Source organism: Sulfitobacter indolifex, assembly GCF_022788655.1.
GTDB classification, from domain to species: Bacteria; Pseudomonadota; Alphaproteobacteria; order Rhodobacterales; family Rhodobacteraceae; genus Sulfitobacter; species Sulfitobacter indolifex.
Genome location: NZ_CP084951.1, coordinates 2,464,740 through 2,479,592, shown reverse-complemented (window position 1 = coordinate 2,479,592; position 14,853 = coordinate 2,464,740). Strand labels below are relative to the sequence as shown.

General features: G+C 62.0%; 17 protein-coding genes. 4 read left to right on the top strand and 13 right to left on the bottom strand.

The window, feature by feature from the left end:
• Nucleotides 1-17: 17 nt before the first annotated feature.
• The 9 genes from DSM14862_RS12165 to DSM14862_RS12125 form a co-directional block, all read right to left on the bottom strand.
• Entirely contained in the window at nt 18-1,178 is a 1,161-nt protein-coding gene (locus tag DSM14862_RS12165) for an ABC transporter permease (RefSeq protein ID WP_007117548.1), read from the bottom strand.
• A 1-nt stretch (nt 1,179) separates the two neighbouring features.
• Nucleotides 1,180-2,793, bottom strand: a complete 1,614-nt coding sequence (locus DSM14862_RS12160) for an ABC transporter ATP-binding protein (RefSeq protein ID WP_007117547.1) — start codon at nt 2,791-2,793, stop codon at nt 1,180-1,182.
• Between the two features lie 135 nt (nt 2,794-2,928).
• The gene (locus DSM14862_RS12155; RefSeq protein WP_243254259.1) at nt 2,929-3,930 is read right to left on the bottom strand and encodes a BMP family lipoprotein; all 1,002 of its coding nucleotides are present in this window, start codon (nt 3,928-3,930) and stop codon (nt 2,929-2,931) included.
• 107 nt (nt 3,931-4,037) lie between these two features.
• Complete coding sequence (locus DSM14862_RS12150) at nt 4,038-4,493, bottom strand: GNAT family N-acetyltransferase (protein ID WP_007117545.1); 456 nt, start codon at nt 4,491-4,493, stop codon at nt 4,038-4,040.
• Entirely contained in the window at nt 4,490-5,080 is a 591-nt protein-coding gene (gene tsaB, locus DSM14862_RS12145; RefSeq protein WP_243254257.1) for a tRNA (adenosine(37)-N6)-threonylcarbamoyltransferase complex dimerization subunit type 1 TsaB, read from the bottom strand. The genes DSM14862_RS12150 and tsaB overlap by 4 nt, the downstream gene beginning before the upstream one ends.
• 25 nt (nt 5,081-5,105) lie before the next feature.
• On the bottom strand, nt 5,106-5,666 hold the full coding sequence (locus DSM14862_RS12140; protein WP_007117543.1) for a NifU family protein: 561 nt from the start codon (nt 5,664-5,666) through the stop codon (nt 5,106-5,108).
• Between the two features lie 100 nt (nt 5,667-5,766).
• Entirely contained in the window at nt 5,767-6,225 is a 459-nt protein-coding gene (locus DSM14862_RS12135; RefSeq protein ID WP_040700546.1) for a universal stress protein, read from the bottom strand.
• A gap of 97 nt (nt 6,226-6,322) precedes the next feature.
• Nucleotides 6,323-7,201: a branched-chain amino acid aminotransferase gene (locus DSM14862_RS12130; RefSeq protein WP_007117541.1), complete on the bottom strand. Its 879-nt coding sequence runs from the start codon at nt 7,199-7,201 to the stop codon at nt 6,323-6,325.
• A gap of 10 nt (nt 7,202-7,211) precedes the next feature.
• Nucleotides 7,212-7,442 carry a hypothetical protein gene (locus tag DSM14862_RS12125; protein WP_007117540.1) on the bottom strand — a complete coding sequence of 77 codons (231 nt, stop codon included), beginning with the start codon at nt 7,440-7,442 and terminating at the stop codon, nt 7,212-7,214.
• Between the two features lie 159 nt (nt 7,443-7,601).
• Between DSM14862_RS12125 and DSM14862_RS12120 the strand changes: the two genes are divergently transcribed.
• Both DSM14862_RS12120 and DSM14862_RS12115 read left to right on the top strand, forming a co-directional pair.
• Nucleotides 7,602-8,327, top strand: a complete 726-nt coding sequence (locus DSM14862_RS12120; RefSeq protein ID WP_007117539.1) for a M48 family metallopeptidase — start codon at nt 7,602-7,604, stop codon at nt 8,325-8,327.
• 4 nt (nt 8,328-8,331) lie between these two features.
• The gene (locus tag DSM14862_RS12115; RefSeq protein ID WP_007117538.1) at nt 8,332-8,688 is read left to right on the top strand and encodes a YigZ family protein; all 357 of its coding nucleotides are present in this window, start codon (nt 8,332-8,334) and stop codon (nt 8,686-8,688) included.
• Here the strand turns inward: DSM14862_RS12115 and trhA are convergent.
• The 3 genes from trhA to DSM14862_RS12100 all read right to left on the bottom strand — a co-directional run bounded on the left by trhA (nt 8,685) and on the right by DSM14862_RS12100 (nt 10,791).
• Nucleotides 8,685-9,305, bottom strand: coding sequence for a PAQR family membrane homeostasis protein TrhA (trhA, locus tag DSM14862_RS12110; RefSeq protein ID WP_007117537.1), 621 nt, complete (start codon nt 9,303-9,305; stop codon nt 8,685-8,687). The two genes, DSM14862_RS12115 and trhA, sit on opposite strands and share 4 nt — an antisense overlap.
• Nucleotides 9,306-9,376: 71 nt before the next feature.
• Complete coding sequence (locus DSM14862_RS12105) at nt 9,377-9,760, bottom strand: hypothetical protein (protein ID WP_007117536.1); 384 nt, start codon at nt 9,758-9,760, stop codon at nt 9,377-9,379.
• 140 nt (nt 9,761-9,900) lie between these two features.
• Nucleotides 9,901-10,791, bottom strand: coding sequence for a LysR family transcriptional regulator (locus DSM14862_RS12100; protein WP_040700543.1), 891 nt, complete (start codon nt 10,789-10,791; stop codon nt 9,901-9,903).
• A 95-nt stretch (nt 10,792-10,886) separates the two neighbouring features.
• On the opposite strand from DSM14862_RS12100, the gene DSM14862_RS12095 reads away from it, so the two are divergent.
• A complete protein-coding gene (locus tag DSM14862_RS12095) occupies nt 10,887-11,381 on the top strand; it encodes a lactoylglutathione lyase family protein (RefSeq protein WP_007117534.1) in 495 nt (164 codons plus the stop codon).
• A gap of 17 nt (nt 11,382-11,398) precedes the next feature.
• Here DSM14862_RS12095 and rimO read toward each other — a convergent pair whose 3' ends face one another.
• Complete coding sequence (gene rimO, locus DSM14862_RS12090) at nt 11,399-12,772, bottom strand: 30S ribosomal protein S12 methylthiotransferase RimO (RefSeq protein ID WP_007117533.1); 1,374 nt, start codon at nt 12,770-12,772, stop codon at nt 11,399-11,401.
• Between the two features lie 62 nt (nt 12,773-12,834).
• Between rimO and DSM14862_RS12085 the strand changes: the two genes are divergently transcribed.
• Nucleotides 12,835-14,772 (top strand): AsmA family protein, encoded by a 1,938-nt coding sequence (locus DSM14862_RS12085; RefSeq protein ID WP_007117532.1) that lies wholly within the window; start codon nt 12,835-12,837, stop codon nt 14,770-14,772.
• Nucleotides 14,773-14,853: the final 81 nt, after the last annotated feature.

Below are 14,853 nucleotides of genomic sequence, written 5' to 3'. Positions count from 1 at the left end.
CAGAGGGGTATAGGGGCTCATTCCGCGCTCTCCGATTGGGCGCTGCGGGGGCCGGGTTTGGGCTCGCTGTCAGCGGAATTTGCAGGGGGGCCGGGGCGGCGGAACATCAGGAACAGGCGCTCCAGCGGCATCCGCACCATATTGTCGAGCGCGCCTGTGAAAAGGATCACCAGCGCCTGAATGACGACGATCAACTCGCGGGGGATCGAGGTCCAGAGCGCCAGCTCCGCGCCGCCTTGATAGAGGAAGCCAAAGAGCAGGGCGGCGAAGAAGACGCCGACGGGGTGCGAACGGCCCATCAGGGCCACGGCGATGCCGATAAAGCCCGCGCCTTCGGTGGCGTTTAGCACCAGACGTTCGCTTTCGCCCATGACGTTGTTGATCGCCATCAGACCCGCGAGCGCGCCCGAGATAATCATCGTGACCATGGTGATGCGCACGGGCGAGATGCCAGCGTATTTCGCCGCCGGTTGCGAATGGCCATAGGCGCGGATTTCATAGCCCAGACGGGTGCGCCAGATCAGCAGCCAGATCACCACACAGGCCGCCACGGCCACCAGCAGCGAAACGTTCGCCGGCGCGGATTTGGAGAATGCGATGCCCAGCGGGGCAAGCAATTCATGCAGCGTCGGCAGATGCACCGCTTCGGGGAAGCGGGCGCTTGCCGGGTCCATGCTGCCGGGCGGGCGCATGACGTTAACCAGCACGTAGTTCAGCAGGGCCGCGGCGATAAAGTTGAACATGATCGTGGTGATGACGACGTGTGAGCCACGTTTGGCTTGGAGCCAGCCGGGGATCGCGGCCCAGATCGCGCCCAAGAGCCCAGCCATTACACCGCAGCCAATCAGCGCCAATGTCCAATGCGGCCAGGGAATATAGAGCGCGGCAATGGCCACGCCGAGGCCACCCAGCATCGCCTGACCCTCGCCACCGATGTTGAAAAGCCGCGCGTGGAAGGCGACGGCGACGGCGAGGCCGGTAAAGATGAAATTGGTCGCGTAGTAAAGCGTATAGCCCCAGCCATAGGTTGAGCCGAGCGCGCCTTTCACCATTAGCGTCACGGCGGCAATCGGGTCTTCCCCAATGGCGAGGATCACCAGCGCCGAGAGGATCGCCGCCAGCAGCAATGAGATCAGTGGCACGAGGATCACCTCGGCCCATTTTGGCATCACGTCCATCTCAGACCTCCTTGCTGGCGTCGCCGCCAACGCGGGCGAGATTGGCTTCAACTTCGGCCACGCTATGTTCGTTTTCAGTGTCGGTGATGCCTGCCATGAGCAGCCCCAATTCCTTTTCGTCGGTCTGATCTGCGGCGCGTTCGCCCATGATCTGCCCGTCGAACATCACCGCGATGCGGTCCGACAGGGCTAGGATTTCTTCAAGCTCGACCGAGACCAGCAAGATCGCTTTGCCCTGATCGCGCAGGGCGATGATCTGCTCGTGAATAAACTCAATCGCGCCGATGTCGACGCCGCGGGTGGGTTGGCCGATCAGCAGCAGGTCAGGGTTGCGCTCAATCTCGCGGGCCAGAACGATCTTCTGCTGGTTGCCGCCGGAGAAGTTCTTGGCGGCGAGCGTGGGATCGGGCGGGCGCACGTCGAAACGCTCCATCTTGTCCTCGGCGTCTGCGCGGATCGCTGCATGGTCCATCAGCATGCCGCTGTTGAAGCGCTCATCCCTGTGGTAGCCAAAGACGTTGTTCTCCCACGCCTGAAAATCCATGATCAGACCTTCGCGCTGGCGGTCTTCGGGCACATGGGCCACGCCGCGCGCGCGCCGCGATTGGCCGTCGGATTTCTTGCCAGAGAGGTCAAGCGGGGTGCCGTTCAGCGTGACGCTGCCGGTGCCATCAGCATAGCCGCCCAGCACTTCCAAGAGTTCGGATTGGCCGTTGCCCGCCACACCGGCAAGGCCCAGCACTTCACCAGCGCGAACCTGTAGATCAATGCCGCGCAGACGCTCGACGCCTTTGCTGTCGACGACCCGCAATCCTTTGACATCCAAAATGACATCGCCTGGCGTCGCGGGCTTTTTATTGACGCGCAGCAAGACCTTACGGCCGACCATCAGCTCTGCCAGTTCGGGCGGCGAGGTCTCGGCGGTTTTCACAGTCGCGGTCATCTGTCCGCGACGCATGACCGACACGGTGTCGGTGATCTCCATGATCTCGCGCAGCTTGTGGGTGATGAGGATGATGGTTTTGCCCTCAGAGCGCAGACGCCCGAGGATGCGGAAGAGCTGGTCGGCCTCGGCGGGGGTCAGCACGCCTGTGGGCTCGTCCAGAATGAGAATATCGGCCTGACGGTAAAGCGCCTTGAGGATTTCCACCCGCTGCTGCATGCCCACGCCGATGTCTTGGATCAGCGCGTCGGGGTCGACGTTCAAGCCGTAGTCCTCGGCCAAGCTGATCAGCGTCTTGCGGGCCTTCGACAGCGAGGGCTTCAGCAGGCGGCCATCTTCGGCGCCCAGAATGATGTTTTCCAGCACGGTGAAGTTTTCGACCAACTTGAAGTGCTGAAACACCATGCCAATGCCCGCCGCAATGGCGGCCTGGCTGTCGGGAATGTCGGTCTTCTTGCCGCTGATGAAAATCTCACCGGCGTCGGCTTTGTAGAACCCATAGAGGATCGACATCAGCGTCGATTTGCCCGCGCCGTTTTCGCCGATGATCCCGTGGATCGTGCCGGGCATCACGCGGATCGAGATGTCTTTGTTGGCCTGTACGGGGCCGAAGGCTTTGGAAATGCCCTTGAGTTCGATCGCTGGTGCGGAGCCGTGTGCGGTGTCGGTCATATCAAAAGGTCCTGCGGGCGTGGCGGCCCTTGATCTGGAATTGGCCCATCTCTGTCCGGGTCACGGTGTCATGTTCGGAAAGGGCCGCGCCGATGGAACGGCGCGGCCCTTAGGGTCATTTTGGTTAATCTAAGTTCAGAAGTCCAGCGCCGGGCAGCTGTCGTTCTCGTAGTAGGAGACCACTTTGATCTCTCCGTCGATGATCTTCTGGCGCGCTTCGTCGACTGCGGCCTTCATTTCTTCGGTCACGAGATCGGCGTTATGCTCGTCCATGGCAACGCCGACACCTTCTTCGGCAAGGCCGAGGGTCACGACTTTGCCGACTTCGAGGTCTTCACCGGCCATCATCGCGTCATAGACCGCGACATCGACGCGCTTCAGCATCGAGGTCAGGACTTTGCCTGGGTGCAGGTGGTTCTGGTTGCTGTCCACACCGATCGACAGGATGCCTTCGTCGGCGGCAGTTTGCAGCACGCCCACGCCAGTGCCACCAGCCGCGGCATAGACCACATCAGCGCCTTGGTTGATCTGCGCCTTGGTGATCTCGGAACCCTTCACCGGGTCGTTCCAAGCGGCGGGGGTGGTGCCTGTCATGTTGGCGATGACTTTGGCATCGGGGTTGGTCGCCATGACGCCTTGGGCATAACCGCAGCCGAAGTGACGAATCAGCGGCACGTCCATGCCACCGACAAAACCGACAGTGTTCGATTTAGACGCCATCGCGGCCATCACGCCAACGAGGTACGACCCTTCATGCTCAGCAAAGCTGACCTGACGGACGTTGGGCAGGTCGAGCCAGTTCACGTCAACCACGGCGAATTTCGTGTCGGGGTAGTCAGGTGCCACTGTGGAGAGCGGATCGGCCATGGCAAAACCCATCGTGATGATCGGGTTGGCACCGGATTCGGCAAAGCGGCGCAGAGCCTGCTCACGCTGTGCTTCGGACTGCATTTCGATCTCTGCGAATTTGCCACCGGTTTCTTCGGCCCAGCGGGTTGCGCCGTTGAAGGCTGCTTCGTTGAAGCTTTTGTCGAACTTGCCACCAAGGTCAAAGATCAGTGCGGGTTCGGCCAGCGCGGCGCCCGAAGTGAGGGCCATGCCTGCGGCTGCGCCGAGGAATTTTGTCATGAGGGTCATTTATCGTCTCCCGGTTTGTGGTGCCGGGCGGTCTGGCAAATGCTGCCGCCTCGGCGTTTGTGGATCAATTGATCAGGTGCAATTTAGGGCGCAGGCAGGGGGGTGGGTCAACCGCTTTTTGCGTGCAGTGCGGCAAGATCGCCAGAGTGACCACGGGTCAAGTCGCGGCGTAGGATGCAAGCATCGACGCCTGGAGCATCGATACGCGCATAATAGGCCCGCCGGGTTGCGACTTGGGCGAAGTGTTCACCGGCATAGAGCGCGCGGGCGGGATGGTTGTCTGCTGCGACCTCAAGAAAGGCGCTGTCGCAGTCGGCGGGCAGGGCGGCCAACCAGTCGCGAAGCAGCGCACGGCCCAAACCTTGGCGTTGGTAGCTGGGATCGACCGCGAGGGTCAGCAACTCAGATTCGCCCGCGATGGTCCGGGTCAGGGCAAAGCCACCGGGCCGGATGAAAAGATGCACGAAAGGGCTGCCGCACAGGCTGGCGAACTCCGCCTCCTGCCAAGGCCTGTCTAGAGTAAAGGCGGCGGCATGGAGGGCGGCAAGCTCTGCCGCTGTCACGGCAGCAGCACCGGGGGCGCATCGCGTGCGGGTGCTGCATCGGCGGGGCGCAGGTAAAGCGGCGCGGGGCGCGGTGGGTTGCTGGCAAAACGGCGGGCGGTGATGCGGGCGATGGCCTCGGCCACTGGCATCGCGGGCGGCTTACCGTCTGCGCCGATCAAGGGGCCGGTGAAGGCGGGGAGGGCGGCCGCGTCATAAAGGCCGGGGGTTGAAATCGCCGCGTTGTCAAAGCCTTGGAGAAAGACCTGATCGCGGCGTGCATCTACGGCACAGGCGCAGGGGCCGTCATGGCCTTCGCGCAATGCGTCAAAGGCATCGACCCCGACCGCCGGAATGCCAAGGCCAAGCGCCAGCCCACGCGCGGCGGAAACGGCGATCCGGATGCCGGTGAAATTGCCCGGCCCAATGCCGACGCCAAGCGCCGTGAGGTCGCCGTAGGTCACACCCGCCTCGGCCAGCAGCTCTTCGCAAAGCACCAGCAGACGTTCGGCTTGGCCTTTGGCCATCGGCTCGACGCGCGACGCCAATACTCGGTCACCCGACAGCAAAGCGGCCGCGCAATGCGCGGCCGATGTGTCGAAGGCCAAAATCAGCGGCCTCGTGTCCGATTGCTCAGGCAACCGGACGAACCTCTGTCACCTCAGGAATGTAGTGACGCAGCAGGTTTTCGATGCCCATTTTCAATGTCAGCGTGGACGAAGGGCAGCCCGCGCAGGCACCTTGCATATGCAGATAGACAACGCCGCGCTCAAAGCCGTGGAAGGTGATGTCGCCACCATCTTGGGCCACGGCAGGGCGCACGCGGCTGTCCAGCAACTCTTTGATCTGGCCGACGATTTCACCATCTTCGCCGTCATGTGCAGCGTGGCCCGATGTGGGCTGGTGGTCGGAGGCCATGACTGCGTCACCGGACTGGAAATGCTCCATGATCGCGCCGAGCAGGGCGGGCTTCACATGGTCCCATTCCACTGCGTCTTGCTTCGTCACGGTGACGAAATCGGTGCCAAAGAACACGCCTGTCACACCCTCAACAGCAAAGAGCCGTTGGGCCAGCGGCGATGTCGCCCCGGCGTCTGGGGTCGGAAAATCTGCGGTGCCCATCTCCAGCACGGTCTGGCCCGGCAGGAACTTGAGCGTTGCGGGGTTCGGAGTGGATTCGGTCTGGATGAACATAGGGTTTACCTCGCTTTCGGCGTGGGTCTGATATGCGCTCGCAGGGGCTGCAAGTCAAGGTTTAGAACGGTTCTAATCTGGTGATGCTTCAGGTGATGCTTCAGGTGATCGCCTCAAGCCGTTCCTTGCTGAGGTCGCCGGGAACGATGGTTATCGGTACTGGCAATGCCCCTGCAGAGCGGGACAGTTGCGTCACCAGGGGGCCGGGGCCTTTCTTGCGATCACCGCTGGCGCCCAGCACCAAAACGCCAATATCGGGGTCATCAGAAAGCTGTTGAATGATTTCATCGGTGGGTTCGCCCTCGCGGATGATCAACTCGGGATCAACGCCCTGTTTGTCGCGCATCCATTTGGCGAAAACCTCAAAATGCACCTCGATCCGTTCGCGGGCCTCTTCGCGCATCAGATCACCAACGCCGATCCAGTGGTTGAACTCTTCGGGCGGGATCACCGAGAGGACGGCCACGCCGCCCCCGGTGCGCGCGGCGCGCAGGGCGGCGAAACGCATGGCGTTCAGGCATTCGGTACTATCGTCCAGCACCACTAGGAATTTACGCATCAAACCCTCTCTCCGCACCACTTGATGGTGCGGTGCGATCATGGCGCGGGCGGGCGGCGCTGGCAAATGCTTTCACGCGCCGCAGCCGACCTCGCCGTTAGCCGCGCTGACTGGCGGCCCAATCCCAATACATTTCACGCACTTGGCGCGTGACCGGGTTTTGGTTTGCACCGGTGCCGTATTTCGTATCGTCAAAGGCGCTGACGGGGGTGACCTTCATCATATTGCCCGACAAGAAGACCTCATCTGCCTCGTGGAAATCATCAAAGCCCAGCACCTTCTCATGCACCTTTATGCCCGCGTTGCGCATGTTCGACATATGCCGCGCGCGGGTGATCCCGGCAAGGAAGGTGCCGTTGGGGATGGGGGTGAAAACCTCGCCATCCTTGACCATAAAGACATTGGCGCTGGCGCTTTCGGCGACATTGCCCATGGCATCGGCCACCAGTGCGTTGCCGAACCCTTTGGAGCGCGCCTCGACCATCATGCGGGCGTTGTTGGGGTACAGACAGCCCGCCTTGGCGTTGACGACGTTGTCTTCCAGAACCGGGCGGCGGAAACGGGTGCGGGTGAGGGTGGTCGCGGCCTCTGGCGGGGCCATGGGGATTGCCTCAAGGCTGATCGCGAATCCGGTGGCGCCTTCGCGCGGCACGATGCCCAGCTCATCGCCGGCCAACGCCCAATACATCGGACGGATATAGACCGCCTGATCGCGCGAATAGCTTTTCAGCCCTTCGCGGCACATTTCGATCATATCCTCGGTCTCAACCGTGGGGGTGATCATCAGCGCGCGGGCCGAGCGGTTGATCCGGGCGCAATGCGCCTCCAGATCGGGGGCGAGCCCGTCAAACAGCCGCGCCCCGTCAAAGACGGTGGTGCCCAGCCATGCGCCGTGGTCTGCGGCCTTGATGGTGGGCAGATCGCCGTCGTGCCATGCGCCGTTGAAATAGGTCTTGATGTCTGTGCCAGTGGCCATGTGACGATCCTTAGGAATTGCTGCGGTAGATGCCCTCGGGCAGGTTTAAGGCCGCTGTCAGATCGCGCAATTGCGCGGGGGACAGGGTGATCTTGGCCACACGGTCTGTGCGCGCGTCCCATTGCTCGATCGTGATCTCCTCTGCAAAGGCAGAGACGGTCACGTCCTCGCGCAGGGGGGCGTCGGATTCGTCAATCAGGGTGATGACGGTGGCGTCGAATTCATGCTCGATGGTAAACATGAGGGCACATTAGGCTTTGTGCTCGCGAGCGCAAGACAGGCTTTATGCTCGCGAGTGCAAGACCACGTTCGGCGGGGCGTCAAAGCTCCGTGAACGGGGGTGGCAGCGGGGGCGGCTCATGATAGAGAGGGGGTCGGACAAACCGAGCGAGGAACTGTCGTGAGATTTATCAATGCCCTGGGCGCATTTGGCTTCATTGCGCTGCTTTCGGCCTGTGACGTGGCACCCATTCAAACAGGGCCGATCCCCTCAGATACGCCTAGAACAACGCAGGAATCCAACCCAAGGCTTAACGCCAGCGCCGCTGCGCGCAGCTTTGTGCAGGTGGTCCGCACGCTTGAACCGGTGGCTGAGCGCGAGTGCCGCAACCGCACCACCGGGCTGAACTGCGATTTCAATATCGTGGTGGACGACCGCCCCGGGCAGCCGGCTAACGCCTTTCAGACGCTTGATGAAAATGGCCGCCCGATTGTTGCATTCACCTTGGCGCTGATCGCGGATGCCCGGAACGCGGATGAATTGGCCTTTGTTCTGGGCCATGAGACGGCGCATCACATCGCAGGCCACATTGCCCGTCAGCAGCAAAACGCCATGGCCGGTGCTGTGATCTTTGCCGGGATCGCCACGCTGAGCGGCGGAGACGCGACCGCCGTACGCACGGCGCAGGAGTTGGGCGCAGAAGTTGGGGCACGGCGCTATTCTAAAGACTTTGAGCTTGAGGCCGACGCCCTTGGCACGGTCATCACTGCGCGGGCCGGATACAACCCGCTGCGGGGGGCGGAATTCTTCACCCGCATTCCCGATCCGGGTGATCGTTTCCTTGGCACGCATCCGCCCAACAGTTCCCGGATCGACACCGTGCGCCGTACCATGGCAGGGCTGTGACGGTTTGCTCAAACTGGGGCATGTGCTGAACGACCGCGGGTCAAAATACGCGGTGTCGGGCTGTGATGCCCGGGACCGTGCTGAGGTTGACGCCGCGCTGAAAGACCTTAAGCGCGACAAGTCCTACGCCAAGGCCACGCATAACACTTGGGCGGTGCTGCTGTCGGACGGAGGCCCGCTTAAAGGGGATGACGGCGAATCCGGGGCAGGGATGGTAATCGTTCGGATGCTGGAGCGCGAAGGGCTGGAGGATCATCTGATCGTGGTGACGCGCTGGTATGGCGGGAAACATCTTGGCGGCGACCGCTTTCGTCATGTCCAGACCTGCGTGCGGGCCTACCTTGATCAACTCGCGGCCTAGAGGCTCAGCGCAATGGCGGCAAAGAAACAGGCCGTGGCGATCAGCACGAACACATGCCAGATCGCGTTTTGATAGCGCATGCCGGGGTGGGCGTAGATCAGCGTGCCTGCCGAGTAGGTCAACCCACCCACGGCCACCAGCGCCAGTGCGGCACCGGGCAGATTGTGCCACATCGGATAGATCAGCAGGACCGAAAGCCAGCCCATCCCGAGGTAGAGCGCCAGTGATCCGCGCGCATCGGTGCGCCAGAACCACAGTTTGGCCACCGCGCCGATCACCGCCAAGGCCCAGACCACGCCGAGGACGCCATAGGCAAAGCCCGATCCAATCACCATCACCAGCGGCGTATAGGTGCCCGCGATTTTGAAATAGATCGCGGCATGGTCGACGCGGCCCAGAAAAGCGCGGCTGCGGTCGAAGGGCAGCAGATGGTAGACAGCGGAGGCAGTGAAAGAGGCGAGGATGCAAGCGGCGTAGACCGCTGTCGCGGCCAACTGCCCCTCTTGCCCTGCGGCGTGGATCATCAGCAAGATACTGGCAGGAATAGCGAATCCGAGGCTGAGCACATGCACGGTGCCGTCGGCTAAAGTCTCAGCGGTGGAGGTCGGATAGCTCATGGAATGAAGGTAGTAGCGAAGTCTACCGCTGCCAGAGGTGACGGCGCGTAAAGAGCGCCGCCCCCCCCAGATCAGCGCGGTTTATTGCCGTCGATCCAACGCGACATTAGGGTTTTATCGCGAAAACACTCCTCTGGCACATCGCGTCGCTTCAGACGGGCGATGCGTTCGGCGAACGCGACCTGTTTTGCCGAAGGGTAGGCGGCAAACGGCCCCTCCAGCGTCTGCGGTTTATGGGCGTCGATCCACTCCGAAACCGCCGTTCGATCCGCCTCGATCCCTTCGGGGAGATCATCGCCGGTTCGCTTGGCAAGGGAGTGCGCGTATTGCATTTGTTTTTCGGTCGCGGGCATGCGGCGGTCGGCCTGTTTAGGCTGCGCACTGTCGCTGCCGCGCGGCGGGCGGCCCTGTTGATCAGGGTCGAAAATGCCGGGAAACTGAGGTTGAAAAGACATGTGGTCATTCCTCTGCTACTGCGTTCTACATATAGAACAGAAAGGGAACATGTTCAAGTCTCTCCGTCGTCGCGCCCTTTCTTGTAGGTATATCTAGTAGCGGGGCGGTTTGGTTCCACAATATCGGCGAATTGTGCGGCCTAGTGCAATCTCGCAGCTGCCTCAGCGATAAGTTCTGCCGCCCTGCGCATTCGGGCGGGCAGGGGCCGCCCACGCCGCGAGGCGAGCCAAAGATCATGCCAGCGTCGTTTCGGCAGCGGCACCAGCCGAAGCCGATCTTTCGCCGCAAAAGTCTCGACCCCGCTGCGGGGCAAAAGCGTGTAGCCCAAACCCCGCGCGACCGCTGCCGGGATCTGGCCGATTTGGTTCACATAGCCGCGCAGGCGCATCCGGTCCGCCCCCGGATAGCTGTCGGGGAAATTAAGCTGCAACAGATCATCGGCATAGGTAAAGCCATCGGGGTGCGCGATGAAGCCGCGCACTTCGAGATCGGCGAAGCTATCTATTGGTTCCAACATATTAACCGGCAGGATAAGACAAAGTTCTTCGCGGCCCAGATGCTGGGCTTCCAGCCGAGCATGGGCGGGATCATCGGCCAAGACGCCCAGATCAAACCGCCCATCAAGCAGTCCGGCGCGGATTGTGGCTTGGGGGGCGGCTTCGAGATGCAGGGTGAGGTCCGGCGCTTGCTCCATCCAATCCAGCAGCAGCGGATGCAGAAGCATGGCGAAACTGCCGGAACAGGCGATATGCACCACGCCCCGGTCGGGCAGGTCGGTGGCGATCCGTTCGCGCAACTGCTGTTCTTCGCGTCGCCGGGCAAGGCCAGTCTCAAACAGCGCCTCACCCGCCGGGGTCAGGGTAAAACTCTTCCCCTCCCGTGCGATCAGCGGTTGGCCCAGTTGATCCTCAAGCTTGCGCAGATGTTGTGACACGCCGGGCTGGGTCATGTTCAACCGCTCCGCTGTGCGGGTGAAATGGCCGGTCTCACAAAGGGTGGTGAAGGTCTCGAGCCAGGTGGCGTTCAGCATGGAAAACGTTTCATTATGATTTTCATGAGGTTTGATAATTTCACACATGGGGTGCGCCTGTCTATCTCAACCTCAACGCAAACAGGAGATTGACTATGACCACCCCCCGTACCTTTTCCCACATCGGCCTATCTGTGCCAGACCTCGACGCCGCCGTTGATTTCTATTCCGAAGTGCTTGGGTTCTACGTCGTGATGCAGCCCACCGAAGCGGTGGAGGATGACACCGCCATCGGCGTCATGTGCACCGATGTTTTCGGTCCCGGCTGGGGATCACTGCGCATTGCCCATCTCGCCACGGCGGATGGCATCGGCATTGAGATCTTCGAGTTCCCCGGCAATTACGCCCCCGAAGAAAAGCTAGAGCACAAGCGCCACGGCACCTTCCACTTTGCCATCCAAGACCCGGATGTCGAAGGGCTATTGGAACGCATCGTCGCGGCGGGCGGCAAGCAGCGCATGCCGGTGCGGGAATATTTCCCCGGCGAAAAGCCCTACCGCATGGTCTATGTCGAAGACCCCTTTGGCATCGTGTTCGAGCTTTACAGCCACAGCTATGAGCTGACCTATTCGGCGGGCGCTTACGTCTAAGGCAGCCCTAGGGGGCGTCAGGTGATCTGACGTCCCCAGAGGTCGTATTCGCCAGCTTCTTCGACTTCGACAGTGACGATATCGCCGACCTTGAGGTTCTGGAAATCCTCATCAATGAACAGGTTGCCATCGATCTCGGGCGCGTCGGCCTTGGTGCGGCAGGTGGCGGCATCCTCGTCGATTTCGTCCACGATCACATCGATGCGCTTGCCGACCTTCGCGGCGAGCTTGGCCTCGGAGATGGCTTGGGCCTTTTCCATGAAGCGATCCCAGCGGTCTTGTTTGACCTCTGCGGGCACATGGTCGGGCAGCGCATTTGAGCGTGCGCCTTCGACGTTTTCGTATTGGAAGCATCCGACGCGGTCGAGTTGCGCCTCGTCGAGCCAGTCGAGCAGGGTTTGGAACTCCGCCTCAGTCTCACCCGGATAGCCGACGATGAATGTCGAACGCAGGGTGATGTCGGGGCAGGTGTCGCGCCATGCGGCAATCTCATCGAGGGTTTTTGACGCCGCCGCAGGGCGGGCCATGCGTTTCAGCACGTCCGGGTGCGCGTGCTGGAACGGGATGTCTAAATAGGGCAGCACCAGACCTTCGGCCATGAGCGGGATCAGTTTGCGCACATGGGGGTAGGGGTAGACATAGTGCAGGCGTACCCAAGCGCCAAGCGAGCCAAGATCACGCGCCAGATCGGTGATATGCGCACGATGGCCACGGTCTTCGGCGTGTTTGATGTCAACGCCGTAGGCAGAGGTATCTTGGCTGATGACCAAGAGTTCCTTAACGCCATTGTCGACCAGCCGTTCGGCCTCGCGCATGACCGCATGGGCGGGGCGCGATTGCAGGCGGCCGCGCATGTCAGGAATGATGCAGAACTTGCACTTGTGGTTACAGCCCTCGGAAATCTTGAGGTAGCTATAGTGGCGCGGGGTCAGCGAGACCTGTTGCGCGGGTAGCAAATCGATAAACGGGTCAGGGCTGGGCGGCACCGCGCCATGCACCGCGTCGAGCACCTGCTCGTATTGATGCGGGCCAGTCACGGCGAGGATCTTGGGGTGATGCTCACGGATGTAATCCGGCTCGGCCCCCAAACAGCCGGTGACGATGACCTTGCCATTTTCCTTAAGCGCTTCGCCAATGGCGTCGAGGCTTTCCGCCTTGGCGCTGTCCAGAAACCCGCAAGTGTTCACGATCACCGCATCTGCGCCCGCATAGTCAGGCGAGACGCCATAGCCTTCGGCGCGCAGCCGCGTGAGAATGCGTTCAGAGTCCACCAGCGCCTTGGGGCAGCCAAGGCTGACCATGCCGATTGTCGGCTGGCCAGGACGGGCGGGGTTGCTGATCTTCGCTTGCGGGGCGAGGTCAGGGCGCAGATTGGGTGGGTTTGTGCTCATGGCTTGCGCTATAAGGCATGCGGGTGACCGGGGAAAGAGCCGCCGGGCAAGAGGAGAGTGCCATGAGATGGATTATACGCGGTATCGGCGCGCTGTTGCTGATTGTTGTGATCATGCTGGGGGCGCTGTTCCTGCTGCCTGGCGAACGGATCGCGCGGATTGCCAGTGACCAACTCAGCCGGATGACCGGGCGGGAGGTGTCGATCACCGGTGATGTGGGCGTGACCTTTTGGCCTGTACTTGGTGTGACAGCAGGCGGGCTTGAGGTCGGCAATGCCGATTGGACCGACAAGGGCGCGATGCTGACGGCGGCCAATGCGGCAATTGGTGTGGATGCGGGCGCTTTGCTACGTGGTGAAATCCGCATCACCAATATTGCCGCGCAAAGCCCGGTGATCCGTCTGGAGCAGCGCCGCGACGGGCGGGCAAGTTGGCAGTTCACCGACAGCGCCAGCGGTGCGCGGATTGAGACCGAGAGCGAACCGACCGCCAGCCGGCGGCCCCTGAGCATTCAGAAACTGACCGTGACAGATGCCACGCTGATCTATGACGCGGAAGGCGCTGATGTGTTGCGCTATGAAGGTGTTGATCTGGCGCTTGATTGGCCAGAGCAAGGCGGGGCGGCGGATATCACCGCCAGCATGGCGCCCGCGGGAGAGGCGGTGCAGCTTACCGCGCGGATCGACGGTTTTGCGGATTTTTTGGAGGGGGGCGTTCAGCCCTTACGTGCGGATGTCGCGACGCGGGGCGGCGAAATCTCTTTTGACGGGCGCGGATCGCTTAATGGTGCGCTGGCGGGCGACCTGCGGATCGACAGCGCCGATACGGCACGGTTTCTGGCGTCCTTTGGCGCGGGCGGTGTCACGCTGCCGCGGGGCTTGGGGCAGTCGGTCGATCTGCGCGGTGGGCTGACGCTGACGGCAGATCGGCGCTTGGCGCTGCGCAACATCGCATTGGATTTGGGCGGCAACAGCCTGACCGGGCAAGCTGATCTGGCGCTGAACGGCACGCCGAGGATTACCGCGAACCTGCGCACCGGGGCGCTGGACCTCTCGGCCCTGTCGGATGAAGCCACAGAGACGGGCAGCAACGGCAGCCCGACAGCGGCGGGTCTTGAGGGGTGGTCACGGCAGGAAATCAACGCGGACTGGCTTGCGGCCTTTGACGGTGACATCGCGCTGAGTGCCGAGAGCATTGATCTGGGGCAACTCGCGCTTGGGGCCACACGCGCCGTGCTGCGCAACGACCGCGCGCGGATGGTGTTCGATCTGCAGGATATGAGCGCCTATGGCGGCAAGGTCGTGGGCGAGTTCGTGATGAACAACCGTAGCGGCCTGTCGGTTGGGGGCAAGCTGACGGCGCAGGGCGTTCAGATGCGCGATCTGTTGGAGGATGCCGCCGGGGTGACGCGTTTTACCGGGGACGGAACTGCCGAAGTGTCGTTCCTCGGCTCCGGGCAATCGGTGGATGCGATCATGCGCTCGCTCAGTGGGTCGGGAGTGCTGACCATGGGGCGCGGCACGATTGCGGGGATCGATCTGGACGCGCTGTTGGGGTCGGTCGATGCCAAGGGCGGCAGCACGGTATTTGATTCCGTGGAGGCGAGTTTTGACATTGCCGGGGGCATCCTGCGCAATGACGATCTGCTGATGCTGCTGCCGAACTTCAACGCGACCGGGGCAGGGCAGGTTAATCTAGGCGCTCGGACGCTCGACTATACGGTCACGCCCAAAGCGCTGCGCGTCAATGCGTCGCGCGGTGGGCTGGCGGTGCCGGTGCGGATCACGGGGCCGTGGGCCGACCCTGAGATCAAGGCCGACCTGCGCGCCGCGATTGATCTGAACTTTGCCGAGGAAAAACAGCGGGCCGAGGATGTGGTGCGCCAGAAAATCCAAGATGAGTTGAACATCGCGCCAGATGACAGCCGCTCGACCGAGGATATCGTGAAGGATGAGCTGGAGAATGCCTTGAAACGCGAGCTGTTCAAACTCTTCGACTAGCGCGAAGCCTTGCCCGCCCACCTTTCGCGCGAAACTCATGGTGGCGCAGGCGGGCGTGCTGCGGTAAGGCTGGCGCGACAT

What these genes read in the sequence shown, in the direction of transcription:
- DSM14862_RS12165 (WP_007117548.1), bottom strand. Translation starts at nt 1,178, where the DNA reads ATGGACGTGATGCCAAAATGGGCCGAGGTGATCCTCGTGCCACTGATC.
- DSM14862_RS12105 (WP_007117536.1), bottom strand. Translation starts at nt 9,760, where the DNA reads ATGTCTTTTCAACCTCAGTTTCCCGGCATTTTCGACCCTGATCAACAG.
- DSM14862_RS12135 (WP_040700546.1), bottom strand. Translation starts at nt 6,225, where the DNA reads ATGCGTAAATTCCTAGTGGTGCTGGACGATAGTACCGAATGCCTGAAC.
- DSM14862_RS12100 (WP_040700543.1), bottom strand. Translation starts at nt 10,791, where the DNA reads ATGCTGAACGCCACCTGGCTCGAGACCTTCACCACCCTTTGTGAGACC.
- trhA (WP_007117537.1), bottom strand. Translation starts at nt 9,305, where the DNA reads ATGAGCTATCCGACCTCCACCGCTGAGACTTTAGCCGACGGCACCGTG.
- DSM14862_RS12095 (WP_007117534.1), top strand. Translation starts at nt 10,887, where the DNA reads ATGACCACCCCCCGTACCTTTTCCCACATCGGCCTATCTGTGCCAGAC.
- DSM14862_RS12160 (WP_007117547.1), bottom strand. Translation starts at nt 2,793, where the DNA reads ATGACCGACACCGCACACGGCTCCGCACCAGCGATCGAACTCAAGGGC.
- DSM14862_RS12155 (WP_243254259.1), bottom strand. Translation starts at nt 3,930, where the DNA reads ATGACCCTCATGACAAAATTCCTCGGCGCAGCCGCAGGCATGGCCCTC.
- DSM14862_RS12140 (WP_007117543.1), bottom strand. Translation starts at nt 5,666, where the DNA reads ATGTTCATCCAGACCGAATCCACTCCGAACCCCGCAACGCTCAAGTTC.
- rimO (WP_007117533.1), bottom strand. Translation starts at nt 12,772, where the DNA reads ATGAGCACAAACCCACCCAATCTGCGCCCTGACCTCGCCCCGCAAGCG.
- DSM14862_RS12130 (WP_007117541.1), bottom strand. Translation starts at nt 7,201, where the DNA reads ATGGCCACTGGCACAGACATCAAGACCTATTTCAACGGCGCATGGCAC.
- DSM14862_RS12125 (WP_007117540.1), bottom strand. Translation starts at nt 7,442, where the DNA reads ATGTTTACCATCGAGCATGAATTCGACGCCACCGTCATCACCCTGATT.
- DSM14862_RS12085 (WP_007117532.1), top strand. Translation starts at nt 12,835, where the DNA reads ATGAGATGGATTATACGCGGTATCGGCGCGCTGTTGCTGATTGTTGTG.